Raw genomic sequence first — 16,009 nt, forward strand, 5'->3', positions numbered from 1 at the left:
CTCGCCCGCCGGGGCGAACTCCCGGCTCCGGCCTCAACCCTGCAGCACCGTCCCAATTCAAGCGCACGCGGGCCTCCCTGAAAACCAGCCCGGAGGCGAACCCATGCCCGCGATGACCATGATCCAGGCCCTGCGCTCCGCCATGGACCTGATGCTCGAACGAGACGACAACGTCGTTATCTACGGCCAGGACGTCGGCTACTTCGGCGGCGTGTTCCGCGTCACCGAAGGCCTGCAGGCCAAGTACGGCCGCTCGCGCGTGTTCGATGCGCCGATCTCCGAGGGCGGCATCGTCGGCTCGGCCATCGGCATGGGTGCCTACGGGCTGCGGCCGGTGGTGGAGGTGCAGTTCGCCGATTACTTCTACCCGGCCTACGACCAGATCGTGTCGGAAGCCGCGCGGCTGCGCTACCGCTCGGCCGGAGACTTCTTCGCGCCCATCACCATCCGCATGCCCTGCGGCGGGGGAATCTACGGCGGGCAGACGCACAGCCAAAGCCCCGAGGTGTTGTTCACCCATGTGTGCGGGCTGCGCACGGTGATGCCCTCCAACCCGCGCGACGCCAAGGGCCTGCTGATCTCGTCGATCGAGAACGACGACCCCGTCATCTTCCTGGAGCCCAAGCGCCTGTACAACGGCCCCTTCGATGGCCACCACGACCGGCCGCTGGTGCCCTGGTCGCAGCATCCGCTGGGCGAGGTGCCGGAGGGCTACTACACGGTGCCGCTGGAATCGGCCGCGGTGTTCCGGCCCGGCAGCGCGCTCACGGCCCTGACCTACGGCACGATGGTCTTCGTCTGCGAGGCCGCCGCGCGCGAGACCGGCATCGACGCCGAGATCATCGACCTGCGCAGCCTGTGGCCGCTGGATCTGCCCACGCTCGTCGCCTCGGTGAAGAAGACCGGCCGCTGCGTGATCGTGCACGAGGCCACGCGCACCAGCGGATTCGGCGCCGAGCTGACGGCGCTGGTGCAGGAGCACTGCTTCTACCACCTCGAAGCGCCGATCGAGCGCGTCACCGGCTGGGACACACCGTACCCGCATGCGCAGGAATGGGCCTATTTCCCCGGACCGGCGCGTGTCGGCGCCGCCTTCCGGCGCGTGATGGAGGACTGATCGAATGGGCGACCTCGCGATCAAGGTACCGGACATCGGCGAAGGCATCGCCGAGGTGGAGCTGGTCGCCTGGTGGGTCCAGCCCGGCGACATGGTGGCCGAAGATCAGGTGCTGGCCGATGTGATGACCGACAAGGCCACCGTCGAGATTCCCTCGCCGGTGGCAGGCAAGGTGATCGCGCTGGGCGGTACGGTGGGGCAGCTGATCGCGGTGGGTGCGGAGCTGATACGCATCGAGGTGGAGGGTGGCGGCCATGCCGAGGTGGCCGCCACGCAGACGCAGGAGCCCACGCTCGGTCCCGCACCGGTGCAGGCACCTCCACCGGCACCAGCACCGGCACCAGAACCAGCACCAGCGCGAGCGGCCCTCGAGTCCGCGCCTGCCCGCGCGTCCCAGTCCGCGCAGGCGCGAACGCAAGCCGGCGAGCGGCCCATTGCCTCGCCCGCGGTGCGCCGCCGGGCATGGGAACTTGGCATCGACCTGCGGCAGATCACGGCAAGCGGCACGGCCGGCCGTATCGTGCAAGGCGACCTCGACGCCTGGCTGGCCCGTCATCCCGGTGGGCAGCGCCCGCCCCAGCAGGCTGCGCAGGCGCAGGGCGGCATGGAGCGCCACGACGAAGAGGCCGTGCCCATCACGGGCGTGCGCCGCCGCATTGCGCAGCGCACCCAGGAATCGGCACGCCGCATCCCGCACTTCACGTACGTCGAGGAGATCGACGTCGGCGAGGTCGAGCGCTTGCGTGCGGCGCTGAACGAACGGTGGAACGGCGAGCGGGCGCACCTGACGCTGCTGCCGCTGCTGGTGCGCGCCGTGGTGCTGGCGGTGCAGCGCCATCCGCAGGTCAATGCCCGCTTCGACGACGAAGCCGGAGTGCTCACGCGCCATGGCGCGGTGCACGTGGGCATCGCCACCCAGACCGAGGCCGGCCTGATGGTGCCGGTGCTGCGCCACGCCGAGGCGCGCGACCCGTGGTCCAGCGCGGCCGAGATCGCGCGCCTGGCAGCCGCTGCGCGCGCCGGCCATGCCACGCGCGACGAACTCAGCGGCTCCACCATCACCATCACCAGCCTGGGTGCCCTGGGCGGCATCGCCTCGACGCCGATCATCAACCGGCCCGAGGTGGCGATCGTGGGCGTCAACCGCATCGTGCAGCGGCCCGTCGTGCGCGATGGCGCAATGCTGCCCCGCAGCATGATGAACCTCTCCTGCTCATTCGACCACCGCGTCATCGATGGCCAGCTCGCGGCCGAGTTCGTGCAGGCGGTGCGGGCCGCGCTCGAGTCCCCGGCCCTGCTTTTCATCGACCCCTGAGCCGGTGGCGCGAGGGTTTGCGAGCGTATGACATCGCTGCGGCCCACTCCTAGAATCCGCCGCATGGGGTCCGCCAGAGCATGGTTGATGGGACTGGTCCTCCTGGCCTATTCGGCAGCAGCGGCCAGTGCCGAAGCCGTGTCTCCCGTGGCGCCGCCCGCAACGCCCGCGCCCCGCCTCGTGGTCCTGATGCAGCTCGACGGCGCCATCGGACCGGCCTCCGCCGACTATCTGCGCCGCGGCCTCGCGCTCGCTGCCGCCAAGGACGCAAAGCTCGCGGTGCTCCAACTCGACACCCCAGGCGGGCTCGACGCCTCGATGCGCAGCATCGTCAAGGACATCCTCGCCTCCCGCGTGCCGGTCGCGACCTTCGTCGCGCCGAGCGGTGCGCGGGCCGCCAGTGCCGGCACCTACATCCTCTATGCCAGCCACATCGCGGCGATGGCGCCGGCCTCCAATCTCGGTGCCGCGACGCCGGTGGCGATCGGCATGCCGATGCCGGGCCGGCCGGACTCGAAGCCCGGTGACAAGAGCGACAAGAGCGACAAGGCCGCCGAGCCCGCGGCTGATGCGATGACGGCCAAGCGCCTGTCCGATGCCTCGGCCTACATTCGCAGCCTCGCGCAGCTGCGCCATCGCAATGCCGAATGGGCCGAGCAGGCGGTACGCGAGTCGGTCAGCCTGTCCGCGCAAGAGGCCCTGCAGAAGCGGGTGATCAATTACGTCGCGCAGGACGTGGCCGACCTGCTGATGCAGGTCAACGGGCGGGACGTGGAGATGGAGCGCGGCACCGTTCGCCTGGCCACGCAGCGCGCGCAGCTGCTGGCGTTCGAGGCCGACTGGCGCAGCCGACTGCTGTCGGTGATCACCGAACCCAGCCTGGCGTTGATTTTGCTGATGATCGGCATCTACGGCCTGCTGTTCGAGTTTTCCAGTCCCGGCTTCGTGCTGCCCGGCGTGGTGGGCGCGATCTGCCTGACGCTTGCCCTCTTCGGCCTGCAGATGCTGCCGGTCAACTACGCGGGCCTCGCGCTGATCCTCCTGGGCGTGGCTTTCCTGGTGGCCGAGGCCTTCCTGCCCAGCTTCGGCGTGCTGGGGCTGGGCGGCATCGCGGCCTTTGCCTTCGGCGCGGTGCTGCTGATCGACAACGACGTGCCGGGCTTCGGCGTGCCGCTCTGGGTGATCGCGCTGAGCAGCGCCGTCTCGGCGCTCTTCATCATCGTGGTCGCGGGCATGGCGGCCAAGGCGAAGGGTCGCCCGGTGGTCAGTGGCGTCACGACGCTGGTGGGCACCACGGGCGAGCTGGTCGAGTTTGCCGACGGCGAGGGCTGGGCGCATATCCAGGGCGACTACTGGCGCGTGACCGGCGCGGGCGACCTTTACGCGGGCCGGCGGGTCCGCGTCAGCGGCGTGCAGGGCAGTGCGCTGCAGGTGGCGCCTGAAGGCCAGGAGTCGGCCGCGAAGGTCTGAGCATGTTCTTCAATTTCGGCGTCGCGCTCACAGTGCTGGTCGTGGTGTTCGCGGTGCTGCTCGTCGTCGCCTCGCTGCGCATCCTGCGCGAGTACGAGCGCGGCGTAGTGTTCCAGCTCGGCCGCTTCTGGAGGGTCAAGGGCCCCGGGCTGGTGATCCTGATCCCCGGCATCCAGCAGATGGTGCGCGTGGGCCTGCGGGTGATGGTGCTGGATATCCCGAGCCAGGACGTGATCACGCGCGACAACGTCTCGGTGAAGGTGAACGCGGTGCTCTACTTCCGCGTGGTCGATGCGGAGAAGGCGATCATCCAGGTCGAGAAGTATTTCGAGGCGACCAGCCAGCTGGCGCAGACCACGCTGCGGGCGGTGCTGGGCAAGCACGAGCTCGACGACCTGCTGGCCGAGCGCGAGCGCCTCAATCTCGACATCCAGAAGACGCTGGAGTCGCAGACGGACGCCTGGGGCATCAAGGTGACCAATGTCGAGATCAAGCATGTGGACCTCAACGACAACATGGTGCGCGCGATCGCGCGCCAGGCCGAGGCGGAGCGCGAGCGCAGGGCCAAGGTGATCCATGCCGAAGGCGAGCTGCAGGCCTCGGTCAAGCTGGCGGAGGCGGCCGAGATCCTGGCGCGCTCGCCGCAGGCGCTGCAGCTGCGCTACCTGGAGACCTTGACGGTGATCGCGGCGGACAAGAACTCGACCATCATCTTTCCGTTGCCGCTGGACATCGTGGGGCCGCTGTTGCAGTGGCTGCAGAAGAAGCCGGGGGGTTGATCGAAGGGCTCGGGCTTATCCCGGGCGAGCGGCACCTGCGCGTGGCAAGATGCCCCGTCCTGTTTCTCATCGCCTTTGGCCCCGCATGCTCATCAACTGCGTCGTCTACGAGAACGGCACCAAGCTGGCCGACATTCCCGTTTCCGAGATCAGCGAATACGCCTCGCTGCCCGGCAGCTTCGTCTGGGTCGCGCTGCGCGACCCATCGACGCAGGAGCTGGCGGAGGTGCAGGAGGAGTTCGGCCTGCACCCGCTGGGGGTCGAGGATGCGCAGCACGGGCATCAGCGGCCCATCGCAACCGCAACGACCACGGCGCTGCTCAAGCACGCCGTCGCGCCGCTGCTCGAGGGCACCGGCAAGCTGTACTACCGGTTCCGGCGCGCGGGCTGGGTCTAGCAGCCATGTCTCGCGCCTCTCCTTCCCCGCTGCTGCTTCGCAATGTGCGGCCGCTCGGCGCCGCCGCCGTCGACCTGCTGGTGCAGGAGGGCCGCATCGCCGCGCTCAGCCCTGCGCTCGAGGCCGGGGCAGGTTGCGTGGTGGAGGAGGGCGGCGGCGCACTGCTGCTGCCCGGCCTGGTCGAGGGCCATACCCACCTGGACAAGACGCTGTGGGGGTTGGAGTGGTACCGCAACGAGGTCGGCCCGCGCCTCGTCGACCGCATCGACAACGAGCGTGCCTTCCGTCGGGCCAGCGGCCACGACGCGGCGGCGCAGTCGCTGGGGCTGGCCAAGGCCTTCCTGGCGCTGGGCACGACGCGGCTGCGCACCCATGTGGACGTCGACACCGAGGCCGGTCTGCGGCATTTCGAAGGCGTGCTGCGCACCCGCGATGCGATGAAGGGCGTGCAGCAGATCCAGATCGTGGCCTTCCCGCAGTCCGGCCTGCTCGGCCGCCCCGGCACGGCCGAGCTGCTGGGCCAGGCCCTGGCGCAGGGCGCCGACGTGCTGGGCGGCCTCGACCCCTGCGCGATCGACGGCGACCCGGTGCGTTCGCTGGACACGCTGTTCGAGATCGCGCAGCGCCACGGCCGGCCGCTCGACATCCACCTGCACGAACCCGGCGCGATGGGCGCCTTTTCGCTGGCGCTGATTCTCGAGCGCACGGCCGCGCTGGGTCTTCAGGGCCAAGTCGCGATCAGCCACGGCTTCTGCCTTGGCGACCTGCCCGAGCGCGAGTGCGAGGCGCTGCTGGCGCGCATGGCGAAGCTGGGCGTGGTGCTGATCACCAGCGCGCCGGCCGCGCGTGCCGTGCCGCCGCTGCTGGCCTGCCGGCGCGCCGGCGTGACGGTGCTGGGCGGCAACGACGGCATCCGCGACACCTGGACGCCCTACGGCACGCCCGACATGCTGGAGCGCGCGATGCTGATCGGCCTGCGCTACAACCTGCGTCGCGACGACGAGCTGGCGATCGCGCTCGACTGCGTGACTGAGTCGGGCGCTCGCGGCTGTGGCTTCGAGGCCTATGGCCTGGCGCCCGGCTGCCGCGCCGACCTGGTGCTGGTCGAGGCGCAGACCGTCGCGCACGCGGTGGTGGCGCGGCCGCCGCGGCGGCTGGTGGTGTCGGGCGGGCGCATCGTGGCGCGCGGCGGGGCGCTGCTGCCTGGAGCAGTGCCCGCGTGAGCGGGGACGCGACGCGCCACCAGTCCGGGTCCTTTCCCAGCAGGGGCCGAGGACCTGCGCGAACAACGCGCTCCCGGGCGACGCGAACCGCGGAGCAGAAGGCCTCCTCCTACATGGCCGCGCTGCGGAGCGCGCCCATACTTCAGAGCCCTCTTTTTGCGGAATCATCGATTGAAAGTGAAAGCCTCGCCTGGAGCCAGCAGCTGGATCGTCGCCGGGGTGCGGCACGAACTGCTCACGCGCGCCCTGCCGGCACTTCGCCACGACATGGCGGCGCCTCTGTCGGTGATTCGCATGAGCCTGCTGCTGCTTCGGCATCGCGCCGCCGCCGCGACGGCCGACGAAGGCGGCCGGGAGCAAGCACTCCAATCGATTTCCGAGCAGGTCGATGCCCTGGCCGACGGCGTTCGCTCGCTGCGCGACTGGGAGCTGGCCGCGAGCGACGAGGGCATCACGCGCAGCGCGCTGGTGCAGCGCTGCACGTCCCTGATGCGCGCGGCCTACGAACTCCATGGCATCCGGCTGCACGTGGACGAGAGCCTGGCCGCCGGCACGCCGGACGAGCCGCGCTTTCCGGAGGGTGCGGCCCTGCGCTACATGGTGCTGGGCGCGCTGGGCTACCTGCATGACAACACCCCGAGGCTCGGGGCGATCCGCGTCGAGCCCGACGGACCCGAGGGGCTGCACTTCATCGCGAGCCCTGGCGATTCCGTCTCCGCCGATCCGGCACCGATAGCGGGTGCGCTGCGGGCCCCCCGCAAGCTGGCCATCGACGCCGTGGCGTTCCAGGCACTGGCCGACGGGCTGGGCTATCCGGTCACGGTCGACGGCGCGACGGTACGGCTCTCGCTGCAGCCGCGCTGACGCGGGCTTGCGGCCCTCCGGGCCGGTGAAGCATTTGGTTGTCTTGCGCCGCAGCAAAGGCTCGCGTAACTTCCGGTTACCACCAATTGCAACACCCAGAGAACGTCGATGATCACCAAACGCCGCCTGCTCCAAGGCATGGCCGCTTCCCTGTGCGGCACCGCCGCGTGGGCTCAGCAGACCCCTTCGCCGGCGACGCCGCGGGCTCCCAGGGCCGGCGCAGCGCCGGGGACCTGGCCTACCCAGGCTGTCCGCATCCTGGTCGGCTTTCCTGCCGGCGCCTCGCCCGACCTGGCGGCACGGGCGATTGCCGAGCCGCTCGCAAAGCTGCTGGGCCAGCCGGTCATCGTGGAGAACAAGCCCGGCGCCAGCGGCAACGTGGCGGCCGGCCTGGTGGCGAAGGCGCAGGACGACCACACCATCGGCGCCCTGATCAACGGCAATCTCACGATCGCCAAGCTGCTCAATCCCGCCACGCCCTTCGACCCCGAGAAGGACTTCGCGCCCGTCGGCCTGATCGGCACCGCCCCGCTGGTGCTGGCGGTCTCCGGCGACGCGGTGGGCAGGACGCCGACCGAACTGCTGCTGTGGGCGCGCAACCTGGGCGACAAGGGCAGGTACGGCACCCCCGGCGTCGGCACGGTGGGCCATCTGGGCATGGAGCTCTTGAAGGCCCGCACGAGCATCGCGCCGCAGCACGTGCCCTTCAACGGCAACCCGCAGGTGATCCAGGCCATGCTCGCAGGCAGGATCCAGCTGGCGCTGCTGCCGCCCGGACTGGCCAGGCCGCATGTGGCCTCGGGCAAGTTCAAGGCCATCGGCGTCACTTCGCCGCTGCGCAGCCCGCTCTTCGCGGAGCTGCCCACGCTGCGCGAGGCCGAGGTGCGTGGCGCCGACCTGGAAATATGGACTGCGCTGGCGGCACCGGCCGGGATGGCCAAGCCGGCCGTGGCGCGGCTCAATGCGGCCCTGGGCGAAGTGCTGCGCGCCCCCGAGATCCAGGCGCAGTTGCTGAAGGCGGGCTGGCAGAGCGAGGCCGGCACGCCGCAGGCGCTGGCCCACCGCATGCGCAGCGACACCTCGCAGCTGGGTGGCGTGATCCTGATGCGCGGCATCCGGGCGGAGGGATAGTTCCGGCAGCGGCAGGGGGGCCGCAGCCATAACCGGTGCTTATGCAAAAGCAACCGGAAAGGGCGTTCTGTTTGGACGGGTGCATGCCGATACTCCCGGCATCCACAGGACCCATGAACATGAACGACAACCCCACCCATCCCGGCACCCTGTTGCGCCGGAAGGTCGCGGCGAAGCACGGTCTCGTCGTGCCGGGCGCGGCCAACGCGCTGGCCGCGCGCGTGATCGAGGAACTGGGCTTCGAGGCCGTCTACCTGAGCGGTGCCGGGCTCACCAACACCTTCTACGGCATGCCCGACCTGGGCTTCGTCCACCTCGGCGACCTGGCAAAGCACACGGCCGCGCTGCGCGATGCAGTGAAGCTGCCGATCGTCGTCGACGCCGACACCGGCTTCGGCAATGCGCTCAACGTGCAGCACACGGTGCGCACGCTGGAGCGCGCCGGCGCCAACGCGATCCAGCTGGAGGACCAGGTGAGCCCCAAGAAGTGCGGGCACTTCGAGGGCAAGGCCGTGATCGCGCGCGACGAGATGCTGGGCAAGGTGAAGGCGGCGGTCGACGCGCGGGCGCATGCCGACTTCCTGGTGATCGCGCGCACCGACGCCGCCGCGGTCGAAGGCATCGATGCCGCGATCGCACGCGCCGCGGCCTATGCCGAGGCCGGCGCCGACATCACCTTCGTCGAGGCGCCCGAGTCCTTGGAAGCGCTGCGCCGCATTCCGCGCGAGCTGGCTTGTCCGCAGGTGGTCAACGTGGTGATCGGCGGCAAGACGCCGACACTGGATGCGGCGGAGTTCGGCGCCATGGGCTTCGGTCTGGTGCTCTATGCCAATGCCGCTCTGCAGGGCGCTGTGCGCGGCATGACGCTGGCGCTGCAGGCCCTGCGCGATGGCGGCCGGCTCGACGAGGCGAGCGGCCTGGTCGCCACGTTCGCCGAGCGCCAGGCGCTGGTGCGCAAGAACCAGTACGACGACCTCGAGCAGCGCTATGCCTGAGCCGGCCGAGGCTACCAGCGCGATCGCTGCCATCGACAGCCACGCCCACGTCTTCCGGCGCGGACTGCCGCTGGCGCCGGTGCATCGCCACGCGCCCGATTACGACGCGTTGCTGGCCGACTACCTGGCGCTCCTCGATGCGCACGCGGTCTCGCACGGCGTACTGGTGCAGCCCAGCTTCCTTGGCACCGACAACAGCTTCCTGCTCGATGCGCTGCGTGCCTGCCCGCAGCGGCTGCGCGGCGTGGTGATCATCGAGCCCACGCTCGACGACGATGCGCTGGCGGACCTGGACCGGCAAGGCGTCCGCGGCATTCGCCTCAACCTGGTGGGGCTCCCCATTCCCGATTTCGCGCGCGCCGAATGGCAGCGCCTGTTCGATCGGGTGCGCACACTCGACTGGCATGTGGAGCTGCATCGCGAATCGCGCGATCTGCCGCAGGCGGGCCGGCCGATCGTGGATGCCGGGTGCAAGCTGGTGGTCGACCACTTCGGCCGCCCCGGCGCGGCGCTCGCCAACGACGAGGGCTTCGCATGGCTGCTGGCCAGCGCTGCGACGGAGCGCGTGTGGGTCAAGCTGGCTGCCGCCTACCGCAGCTGGCCCGACCAGCGCGGCAGCGCCGCCCGTGCCGCCGCGCAGGCGCTGCTGGAGGCGTTCGGCGCCGGCCGCCTTCTCTGGGGCAGCGACTGGCCGCATACGCAGCACCAGACGGTGGCCGATTTCGGTTCAACCCGGGAGGTGCTGGCCGACTGGGTCGAGGATGAGCATGCGCGCCGGCGCATCCTGGTCGACACGCCGGCGGCGCTTTTCCGCTTCGCCTGATCACATGAAAGCAAGGCGCCTGGATGGGCGCTGCAAGGAGATAAAGATGGTCCATCGCAAACGCTTCGCGCGAGTCGCCCTTCACGCCGTCGGCGGTACGGTCCTGATGCTGGCGGCGCTGGCTGCACAGGCACAGAGCTGGCCGGCCAAGCCGGTTCGCCTGGTCGTGACCTATCCACCCGGCGGCACCGTGGATGCGGTGGCCCGCATCCTCGCTCCGAAGCTCTCGGCGCGCCTCGGCCAGCCGGTGGTGGTCGACAACCGCGGGGGCGCCGGCGGCGCGATCGGCGGCGAGCTCGTGGCCAGGAGCCCGGCCGACGGCTACACGGTGATGCTCGACGCGTCCAACCATGCGCAGAACCCGGCGCTGCGCAGCAAGATGCCCTTCGACGCGCTGCGCGACTTCGCGCCCGTGTCGCTCCTGGTCAAGGTCCCGAACATCCTGGTGGTGCATCCCGCGGCGCCGATCCGGAGCGTCCAGGACCTGATCGCGCAGGCCACGGCGCGGCCTGGCGAGGTCAATTACGCGTCTTCCGGCAACGGCTCGTCGCCGCACCTGGCCGCCGTGCTCTTCGACTCGATGGCGAAGACGCGCATGACGCACGTGGCCTACAAGGGCGGCGGCCCCGCGCTCACCGACGTCATGGCGGGCCAGGTGCCGGTGTTCTTTGCGAGCCTGGGCTCGGGCATGCCCTATATCCAGGGCGGCAAGCTGCGGCCGATCGCGATCGGCGGCCGGACGCGCTCGCCGGCACTCCCCGAGGTGCCGACCATCGCCGAGTCAGGCCTGCCGGGCTACGAGATGTACGAGTGGAATGCGGTGTTCGTGCCCGTGGGCACGCCGGCGCCGGTGATCGAGCGGCTTTCCATGGAAATTGCCGCGACGCTCAAGGAGGCAGACGTGCGCCAGCGGCTCGAGGCCGTGGGCGCCGAGGTGATCGGCGCCGGCCCGGCCGAGCTCGATGCCTTCCGCCGCGCCGAGCTCGCCAAGTGGAGCCGGCTCGCGAAAGAGAACAAGCTTCAGGTCGACTGAACCGGGCCCAGTTTCTGTGCGAACGCGTCGGCGAAAGTCGGCCGCGAGCGCGCCAGCCACATCGCCGACAGCTCGAAGGCCGGCAGTCCCGCACCGTCGCGCACCTCGGCATAGCGCACGCCCTCGTGACGCAATGCGCGCGCCGAGCGCGGCAGCAGCGACCAGCCCAGGCCGGCCGCCACGCAGGCCAGCACGGTCAGCGTGCGGTTCGCGTCCTGTACCACCTGCACCTGGTGGCCGGCGCGGCGGATGGCGCCCAGCATCTGGCTGCGCAAGGCTGGAACCTGCTGCTCGGGGAACCAGACCAGGCCGTGCTGCGCGACCTCTGCCAGGGACACGCAGCCATCCTCGGCCACATCGAAGGCGGCGGGCAGCGCCGCGATCATGGGGTCCTCCCCCAGCCGCAGTTCGTTCACGCGCGCATCGACAGAAACCGGGGGGTGCAGCAGCGCGATGTCGATGCGCCCGCCCGCCAGCGCGTCGACCTGTTCGGCGTTGCTCATCTCGCGCAGCACCACCTCGAGCCGTGGATGCTCGGCACGCAGCAGACGCAGTGCGCGCGGCAGCACTTCATAGATGGCATGGGTCACGAAGCCTACCGTGAGCCGCCCCGCGCGGCCCGCCGCGATGGCGCGTGCGCGCTCGGCGGCCGCGTCGCCATGGGCAAGGCTGGCGCGCACGTCGTCCACGATCGCGAGGCCCGCCTCCGTCAGGGTCGCGCCGCGCCGGGTGCGCGTGAAAAGCGGCGTGCCGATCTCGCGCTCGAGGCGGTTCAGCGTCTGGGTGAGGGCCGGCTGCGCAATGCCCAGCCGCTCGGCTGCGCGCGTGAGGCTGCCCGCCTCGCTGATCGCGAGGATGCAGCGCATCTGGCGGGTGTCCATCAGCGCATCCCGCGGCGGCTTGCTGGAGCGCCTGCGCCTGCGGTGCGATGAGCCATCGCAGCGGCCGTGCGCTTCATTCGACGCTGCCACCCGGGACATACCAGCGCGTCGCGATCAGCTCCGGCTCGTCATGCGCCTGCAGCCGCGCCCAGTGGCGGTCGGCGTCTTCCACGAACAGGTCGCGCGCGATCGCCTGGGCCAGGCGGGTGGCGCCGATCGCAAGGCCGGGAATGTCGCCCGCGAGCGCGCCGTGGCTCATGGTGGCGCCCCAGTTGAACAGGCGCATGCGCGACAGCGCCGCGGCCGCGTCCGGCGGGCAGGGGGCAAGGGCGCGCAGCTCGAAGCCCGGGCCGAGGTAAGGAAAGCGCGCGGGCTCGGGATGGCGCCGCGCCTCTTCGGACGGCACGTGTCGCGCCCAGGTGTCGATCAGCGGGGTGTAGCGGCCGGTCTCGGGCCGGTCGAGCAGGTCGACGTCGAAGCCGGTTGCGAAGATCACCGCGTCGAAGCGCTCGCTGCCGCCATCGAGCAGGGCGACCGTCACGCCGCCTTCGCCGGGCACCACGTCCAGCCAGGGCGTGCCCAGGCGCAGCGTGAAGGCCGCATGCGCGTCGCAGCGGCGCACGCTCTCCCAGGGCGGTGGCACCTGCTCGTCGAAGATGTAGGTGTACACGCGCCACTTGCGCGCATCGTCCAGTCCCTCGAAGCCGCGCAGGAAGCCGTGGCTGGAGGCCGCCTTGCTCTTGTTGACCTGCGGCAGCTGCGGGCGGCGCGCGAACAGCTGGACCTCGGCGGCCCCGGCCTCCAGCGCGCTGCCCGCGTTGTCGAAGGCCGAGGCGCCGGCGCCCAGCACGCCGATGCGCTTGCCTTCGAGCGCGGCGAAGTCGATCGCATCGGCGGAGTGGAACACCCGGCCTGCCGCGAGCGGATCGTCGCGCCGCAGCGTCGGAAAATCAGGCCAGCGCGGCGCGCCGCTGCCGTCGCGGCCCAGCGCGAGCACGAGCTGGCGGGCTTGCACGGTCTCGCGCCGGCCGCCGGGGCCTTCGAGCTCGATCGAGAGCAGGCGGCCGCCTTCGCCGTGCGAGACCGAGCGCAGGCTGACGCCGTTGTCCACCGCCAGGCCGACGGTGTCGCGCACCCACAGGAGGTAGTCGCGCCAGTCGATGCGGCCGATCTTGTGCAGCGCCTGCCAGCCCTCGCCGCCGTGCTGCGCCTCGTACCAGGCCCGGAAGGAGAGCGAAGGCACGCCCAGCTCCGGCCCGCCGACCTGCTTGGGGCTGCGCAGCGTGAGCATGCGCGCGTAGGTGCCCCATGGGCCTTCTTCGCCGCGCGCGGCGCGGTCGATCACGCGGATGTTCGCCAGGCCCTCGCGGCGCAAGGCGAAGGCGGCGGTCTGGCCGCACATGCCGGCGCCGGCCACCAATACGTCGAGCACCGGCCGCGTGTCGGTGGCGGATTCGGCCGGGAGCATCCAGGCGGGCGGCGGGACGTTGATGCGCTCGAGCTCGGCGCGGGCGCGGATCGCCAGGGTTTCGAGCGCTGCGGCGTCGCGCGGGCTCGTCGTGAACTGCGGGGGCACCGGCGGCAGCGCGGGGGTGGAGGCGTCGTTGGGCATGACCTGAAGATAATCCAGAAGATGATCGCCCTCGACTGCTACTACAGCCTCTCCTCGCCCTGGGCCTACCTCGGCGGTCCCCAACTGCAGGACCTCGTGCGCCGCCACCACGTGCACCTCACGCTCAAGCCCTACGACTTCCAGGCCGTGGTGCCGCAGACCGGCGGCATTCCGCTGAAAACCCGGCCGGAGGCGCGCCGCAGCTATCACGCGCTCGAGCTCGCCCGCTGGCGTGATTACCTGGGCATGCCCCTGGTGCTGGAGCCCGCACACTATCCCAAGGGCCAGCCCGCCGATCCGAACTGGAACAAGTACGCCGGCTGGATGGTGATCGCCGCCCAGCTGCAGGGCCTGGACGCCCAGCCGCTGTCGCATGCGCTGCTGCGCGCGCTATGGGCCGAGGAGCGCGACACCTCGAAGGCCGACGTCCGCATTTCCGTGGCGGACGAGAACGGCTACGACGGCGCCGCGCTGCAGGCGCTCGAGCAGGCCGCCGAGACGCAGGCCGCCTACCGCGCCTACAGTGCCGAGGCCGTGGAGAAGGGCGTCTTCGGCTCGCCGACCTACGTTCTCGAGGGCGAGCGCTTCTGGGGGCAGGACCGGCTGGGCTTCCTGGACCGGGCGCTGGAACGGCTGCGCGGCTGAGATGCCGCTGGTGGGCAGCGCGGCGCGGCAGATAATCCCCCGATGCGAATCCGCTTCACCAAGATGCAGGGCGCCGGCAACGACTTCGTCGTGCTGGACGAGACCCGCGGCGCGCTCGGCCTCGGCGCGGCGCAGTACCGCTTCCTGGCCGACCGCCATTTCGGCGTGGGCGCCGACCAGATCCTCAGCGTGCGGCCCGCGCCGGCCGAGGGCGTGGACTTCCAGTACGTGATCCACAACGCCGACGGCGGCGAGGTAGAGCAGTGCGGCAATGGCGCGCGCTGCTTCATGCGCTTCGTGCGCGAGCACGGCCTGACCGACAAGGTGCAGGTGCGGGTGCAGACGCTTTCGGGGGTCATCGAACCGAAGATGGGCGCCGACGGCCGCGTGACGGTGGACATGGGCGCCCCCATCTTCGAGCCGCAGCGCGTGCCCTTCGATACCGCCGGCCTGGACCCGCAGCACGACAACGGCTGGCACACCTGGCATCTCACCCTGGGCACGCACGCCGACAGCGCGAAGGTGTCGGTGGCGGTGCTCTCGATGGGCAATCCGCATGCGGTGCAGATCGTGCCCGACGTCGATGCCGCGCCGGTGGCGCAGCAGGGCCCGGCGATCGAGCACCATCCGCGCTTTCCCCAGCGCGTGAATGCCGGTTTCATGCAGATCGTCGATCGCGGCCATGTGCGACTGCGGGTGTTCGAGCGCGGCGCCGGCGAGACCCTGGCCTGCGGCACCGGCGCCTGCGCCGCGGTGGTGGCGGGCATCCGGCTCGGACGTCTCGACACCCGCGTCGACGTGCAGACCCGGGGCGGGCTGCTGACGATCGAGTGGGCCGGCAACGGCGCCCCGGTGCTGATGACGGGCCCCGCCGTCACCGTGTTCGAGGGCGACATCGAGGTCCCCGACGCCCCATGAACTCCATTCACCGAGACGCCATGAATCCCATCACCGAAGACGATATCGCCAACTACCTCTCGAACACGCCAGACTTCTTCGAACGCCATGCGCAGTTGCTGGCCCAGGTGCAGCTCACCAGCCCGCACGGCAACCGCGCCGTCAGCCTGCAGGAGCGCCAGGCCGAGATGCTGCGCGAGAAGATCAAGGCGCTGGAGCACCGCGTGATGGACATGGTGCGCCACGGCACCGAGAACGTCGTCACTGCAGACCGCCTGCAGCGCTGGACCCGCGGCCTGCTGACCACACGCGATCCGCGCGCGCTGCCAACGCGCATCGCGAGCGACTTGCAGACGCTCTTCGTGGTGCCGCAGGTCACGATCAAGATCTGGGACTGCGACAGCAGCTACCTCCACGAGCCCTACGCACAGCAGGTGAGCGAGGACATGAAGGCGCTGGCCACCTCGCTGACCGCGCCGTATTGCGGCCTCAACGCCGGCTTCGAGGTCGCCGGCTGGCTGGCCGAACCGCAGGCGGCGGTGTCGATCGCGCTGATCCCGCTGCGGCCCGACCCCGAGGCGCCGGCCTTCGGCCTGCTGGTGCTGGCATCGCCCGATGCGCACCGCTTCAACGCCGAGATGGGCACCGACTTCCTGGAGCGCATCGCCGAGCTGGCGTCGGCGGCGCTGTCGCGGCTGCGTTCTTGATTGCGCGGCGCGCGCTGGCGGGCGCGCTCGTCGTGCTGCTGCTGGGCTATGCCGCGATCCACGCCATGATCTGGCTGCACGCGCGCGAGCGGCTTGCGCATCCGCCGGCGCGCGCGGCCG

15 protein-coding genes and 1 pseudogene are annotated in these 16,009 nt (G+C 70.8%); 14 read left to right on the plus strand and 2 right to left on the minus strand.

The features are described 5' to 3' along the window. Positions 1–103: 103 nt before the first annotated feature. The 11 genes and pseudogenes from APY03_RS32850 to APY03_RS32900 all read left to right on the plus strand — a co-directional run bounded on the left by APY03_RS32850 (position 104) and on the right by APY03_RS32900 (position 11,147). Positions 104–1,117 carry an alpha-ketoacid dehydrogenase subunit beta gene (locus APY03_RS32850; RefSeq protein ID WP_068683869.1) on the plus strand — a complete coding sequence of 338 codons (1,014 nt, stop codon included), beginning with the start codon at positions 104–106 and terminating at the stop codon, positions 1,115–1,117. Between the two features lie 4 nt (positions 1,118–1,121). Continuing rightward, positions 1,122–2,432 (plus strand): dihydrolipoamide acetyltransferase family protein, encoded by a 1,311-nt coding sequence (locus APY03_RS32855; RefSeq protein ID WP_068683870.1) that lies wholly within the window; start codon positions 1,122–1,124, stop codon positions 2,430–2,432. 87 nt (positions 2,433–2,519) lie between these two features. Beyond that, entirely contained in the window at positions 2,520–3,902 is a 1,383-nt protein-coding gene (locus APY03_RS32860; RefSeq protein ID WP_068683871.1) for an NfeD family protein, read from the plus strand. 2 nt (positions 3,903–3,904) lie between these two features. Beyond that, positions 3,905–4,681, plus strand: a complete 777-nt coding sequence (locus tag APY03_RS32865; protein WP_068683872.1) for a slipin family protein — start codon at positions 3,905–3,907, stop codon at positions 4,679–4,681. Positions 4,682–4,766: 85 nt separating this feature from the next. Then, positions 4,767–5,030, plus strand: a pseudogene (locus APY03_RS32870) (magnesium transporter); the annotation flags it as partial. A 53-nt stretch (positions 5,031–5,083) separates the two neighbouring features. Then, positions 5,084–6,301, plus strand: coding sequence for an amidohydrolase family protein (locus APY03_RS32875; protein WP_068683874.1), 1,218 nt, complete (start codon positions 5,084–5,086; stop codon positions 6,299–6,301). 177 nt (positions 6,302–6,478) lie between these two features. Next, positions 6,479–7,165, plus strand: a complete 687-nt coding sequence (locus APY03_RS32880) for a HAMP domain-containing histidine kinase (protein ID WP_068683875.1) — start codon at positions 6,479–6,481, stop codon at positions 7,163–7,165. 108 nt (positions 7,166–7,273) lie between these two features. Continuing rightward, positions 7,274–8,296, plus strand: a complete 1,023-nt coding sequence (locus APY03_RS32885) for a Bug family tripartite tricarboxylate transporter substrate binding protein (protein ID WP_068683876.1) — start codon at positions 7,274–7,276, stop codon at positions 8,294–8,296. A 119-nt stretch (positions 8,297–8,415) separates the two neighbouring features. After that, entirely contained in the window at positions 8,416–9,291 is an 876-nt protein-coding gene (locus tag APY03_RS32890; RefSeq protein WP_068683919.1) for an isocitrate lyase/PEP mutase family protein, read from the plus strand. Continuing rightward, the gene (locus APY03_RS32895; RefSeq protein WP_068683878.1) at positions 9,284–10,114 is read left to right on the plus strand and encodes an amidohydrolase family protein; all 831 of its coding nucleotides are present in this window, start codon (positions 9,284–9,286) and stop codon (positions 10,112–10,114) included. Before APY03_RS32890 ends, APY03_RS32895 begins: the two co-directional genes overlap by 8 nt. Positions 10,115–10,160: 46 nt before the next feature. Beyond that, a complete protein-coding gene (locus APY03_RS32900; RefSeq protein WP_068683880.1) occupies positions 10,161–11,147 on the plus strand; it encodes a tripartite tricarboxylate transporter substrate binding protein in 987 nt (328 codons plus the stop codon). On the opposite strand, the gene APY03_RS32905 is transcribed toward APY03_RS32900, so the two are convergent. Together APY03_RS32905 and APY03_RS32910 are read right to left on the minus strand one after the other, a co-directional pair. After that, positions 11,135–12,028: a LysR family transcriptional regulator gene (locus APY03_RS32905; RefSeq protein ID WP_068683921.1), complete on the minus strand. Its 894-nt coding sequence runs from the start codon at positions 12,026–12,028 to the stop codon at positions 11,135–11,137. The two genes, APY03_RS32900 and APY03_RS32905, sit on opposite strands and share 13 nt — an antisense overlap. Positions 12,029–12,101: 73 nt before the next feature. Next, complete coding sequence (locus APY03_RS32910; RefSeq protein WP_083944721.1) at positions 12,102–13,640, minus strand: FAD-dependent oxidoreductase; 1,539 nt, start codon at positions 13,638–13,640, stop codon at positions 12,102–12,104. Between the two features lie 21 nt (positions 13,641–13,661). Between APY03_RS32910 and APY03_RS32915 the strand changes: the two genes are divergently transcribed. Genes APY03_RS32915 through APY03_RS32925 form a run of 3 tightly spaced genes read left to right on the plus strand, consistent with a single transcriptional unit; the run spans position 13,662 to position 15,889 of the window. After that, the gene (locus APY03_RS32915; protein ID WP_068683885.1) at positions 13,662–14,285 is read left to right on the plus strand and encodes a 2-hydroxychromene-2-carboxylate isomerase; all 624 of its coding nucleotides are present in this window, start codon (positions 13,662–13,664) and stop codon (positions 14,283–14,285) included. Positions 14,286–14,327: 42 nt separating this feature from the next. Continuing rightward, positions 14,328–15,203: a diaminopimelate epimerase gene (dapF, locus tag APY03_RS32920; RefSeq protein ID WP_068683888.1), complete on the plus strand. Its 876-nt coding sequence runs from the start codon at positions 14,328–14,330 to the stop codon at positions 15,201–15,203. A 20-nt stretch (positions 15,204–15,223) separates the two neighbouring features. Further along, positions 15,224–15,889, plus strand: a complete 666-nt coding sequence (locus APY03_RS32925) for a DUF484 family protein (protein WP_174262785.1) — start codon at positions 15,224–15,226, stop codon at positions 15,887–15,889. Positions 15,890–16,009: the final 120 nt, after the last annotated feature.

Origin of the sequence: Variovorax sp. WDL1, assembly GCF_001541225.1 — a bacterium.
GTDB lineage: Bacteria > Pseudomonadota > Gammaproteobacteria > Burkholderiales > Burkholderiaceae_C > Variovorax.

Coding starts and splice junctions, on each gene's coding strand:
- APY03_RS32905 (WP_068683921.1), bottom strand. CDS start 12,028: ATGGACACCCGCCAGATGCGCTGCATCCTCGCGATCAGCGAGGCGGGC.
- APY03_RS32855 (WP_068683870.1), top strand. CDS start 1,122: ATGGGCGACCTCGCGATCAAGGTACCGGACATCGGCGAAGGCATCGCC.
- APY03_RS32865 (WP_068683872.1), top strand. CDS start 3,905: ATGTTCTTCAATTTCGGCGTCGCGCTCACAGTGCTGGTCGTGGTGTTC.
- APY03_RS32860 (WP_068683871.1), top strand. CDS start 2,520: ATGGGACTGGTCCTCCTGGCCTATTCGGCAGCAGCGGCCAGTGCCGAA.
- APY03_RS32910 (WP_083944721.1), bottom strand. CDS start 13,640: ATGCCCAACGACGCCTCCACCCCCGCGCTGCCGCCGGTGCCCCCGCAG.
- APY03_RS32915 (WP_068683885.1), top strand. CDS start 13,662: ATGATCGCCCTCGACTGCTACTACAGCCTCTCCTCGCCCTGGGCCTAC.
- APY03_RS32875 (WP_068683874.1), top strand. CDS start 5,084: ATGTCTCGCGCCTCTCCTTCCCCGCTGCTGCTTCGCAATGTGCGGCCG.
- APY03_RS32850 (WP_068683869.1), top strand. CDS start 104: ATGCCCGCGATGACCATGATCCAGGCCCTGCGCTCCGCCATGGACCTG.
- APY03_RS32925 (WP_174262785.1), top strand. CDS start 15,224: ATGAATCCCATCACCGAAGACGATATCGCCAACTACCTCTCGAACACG.
- dapF (WP_068683888.1), top strand. CDS start 14,328: ATGCGAATCCGCTTCACCAAGATGCAGGGCGCCGGCAACGACTTCGTC.
- APY03_RS32885 (WP_068683876.1), top strand. CDS start 7,274: ATGATCACCAAACGCCGCCTGCTCCAAGGCATGGCCGCTTCCCTGTGC.
- APY03_RS32890 (WP_068683919.1), top strand. CDS start 8,416: ATGAACGACAACCCCACCCATCCCGGCACCCTGTTGCGCCGGAAGGTC.
- APY03_RS32895 (WP_068683878.1), top strand. CDS start 9,284: ATGCCTGAGCCGGCCGAGGCTACCAGCGCGATCGCTGCCATCGACAGC.
- APY03_RS32900 (WP_068683880.1), top strand. CDS start 10,161: ATGGTCCATCGCAAACGCTTCGCGCGAGTCGCCCTTCACGCCGTCGGC.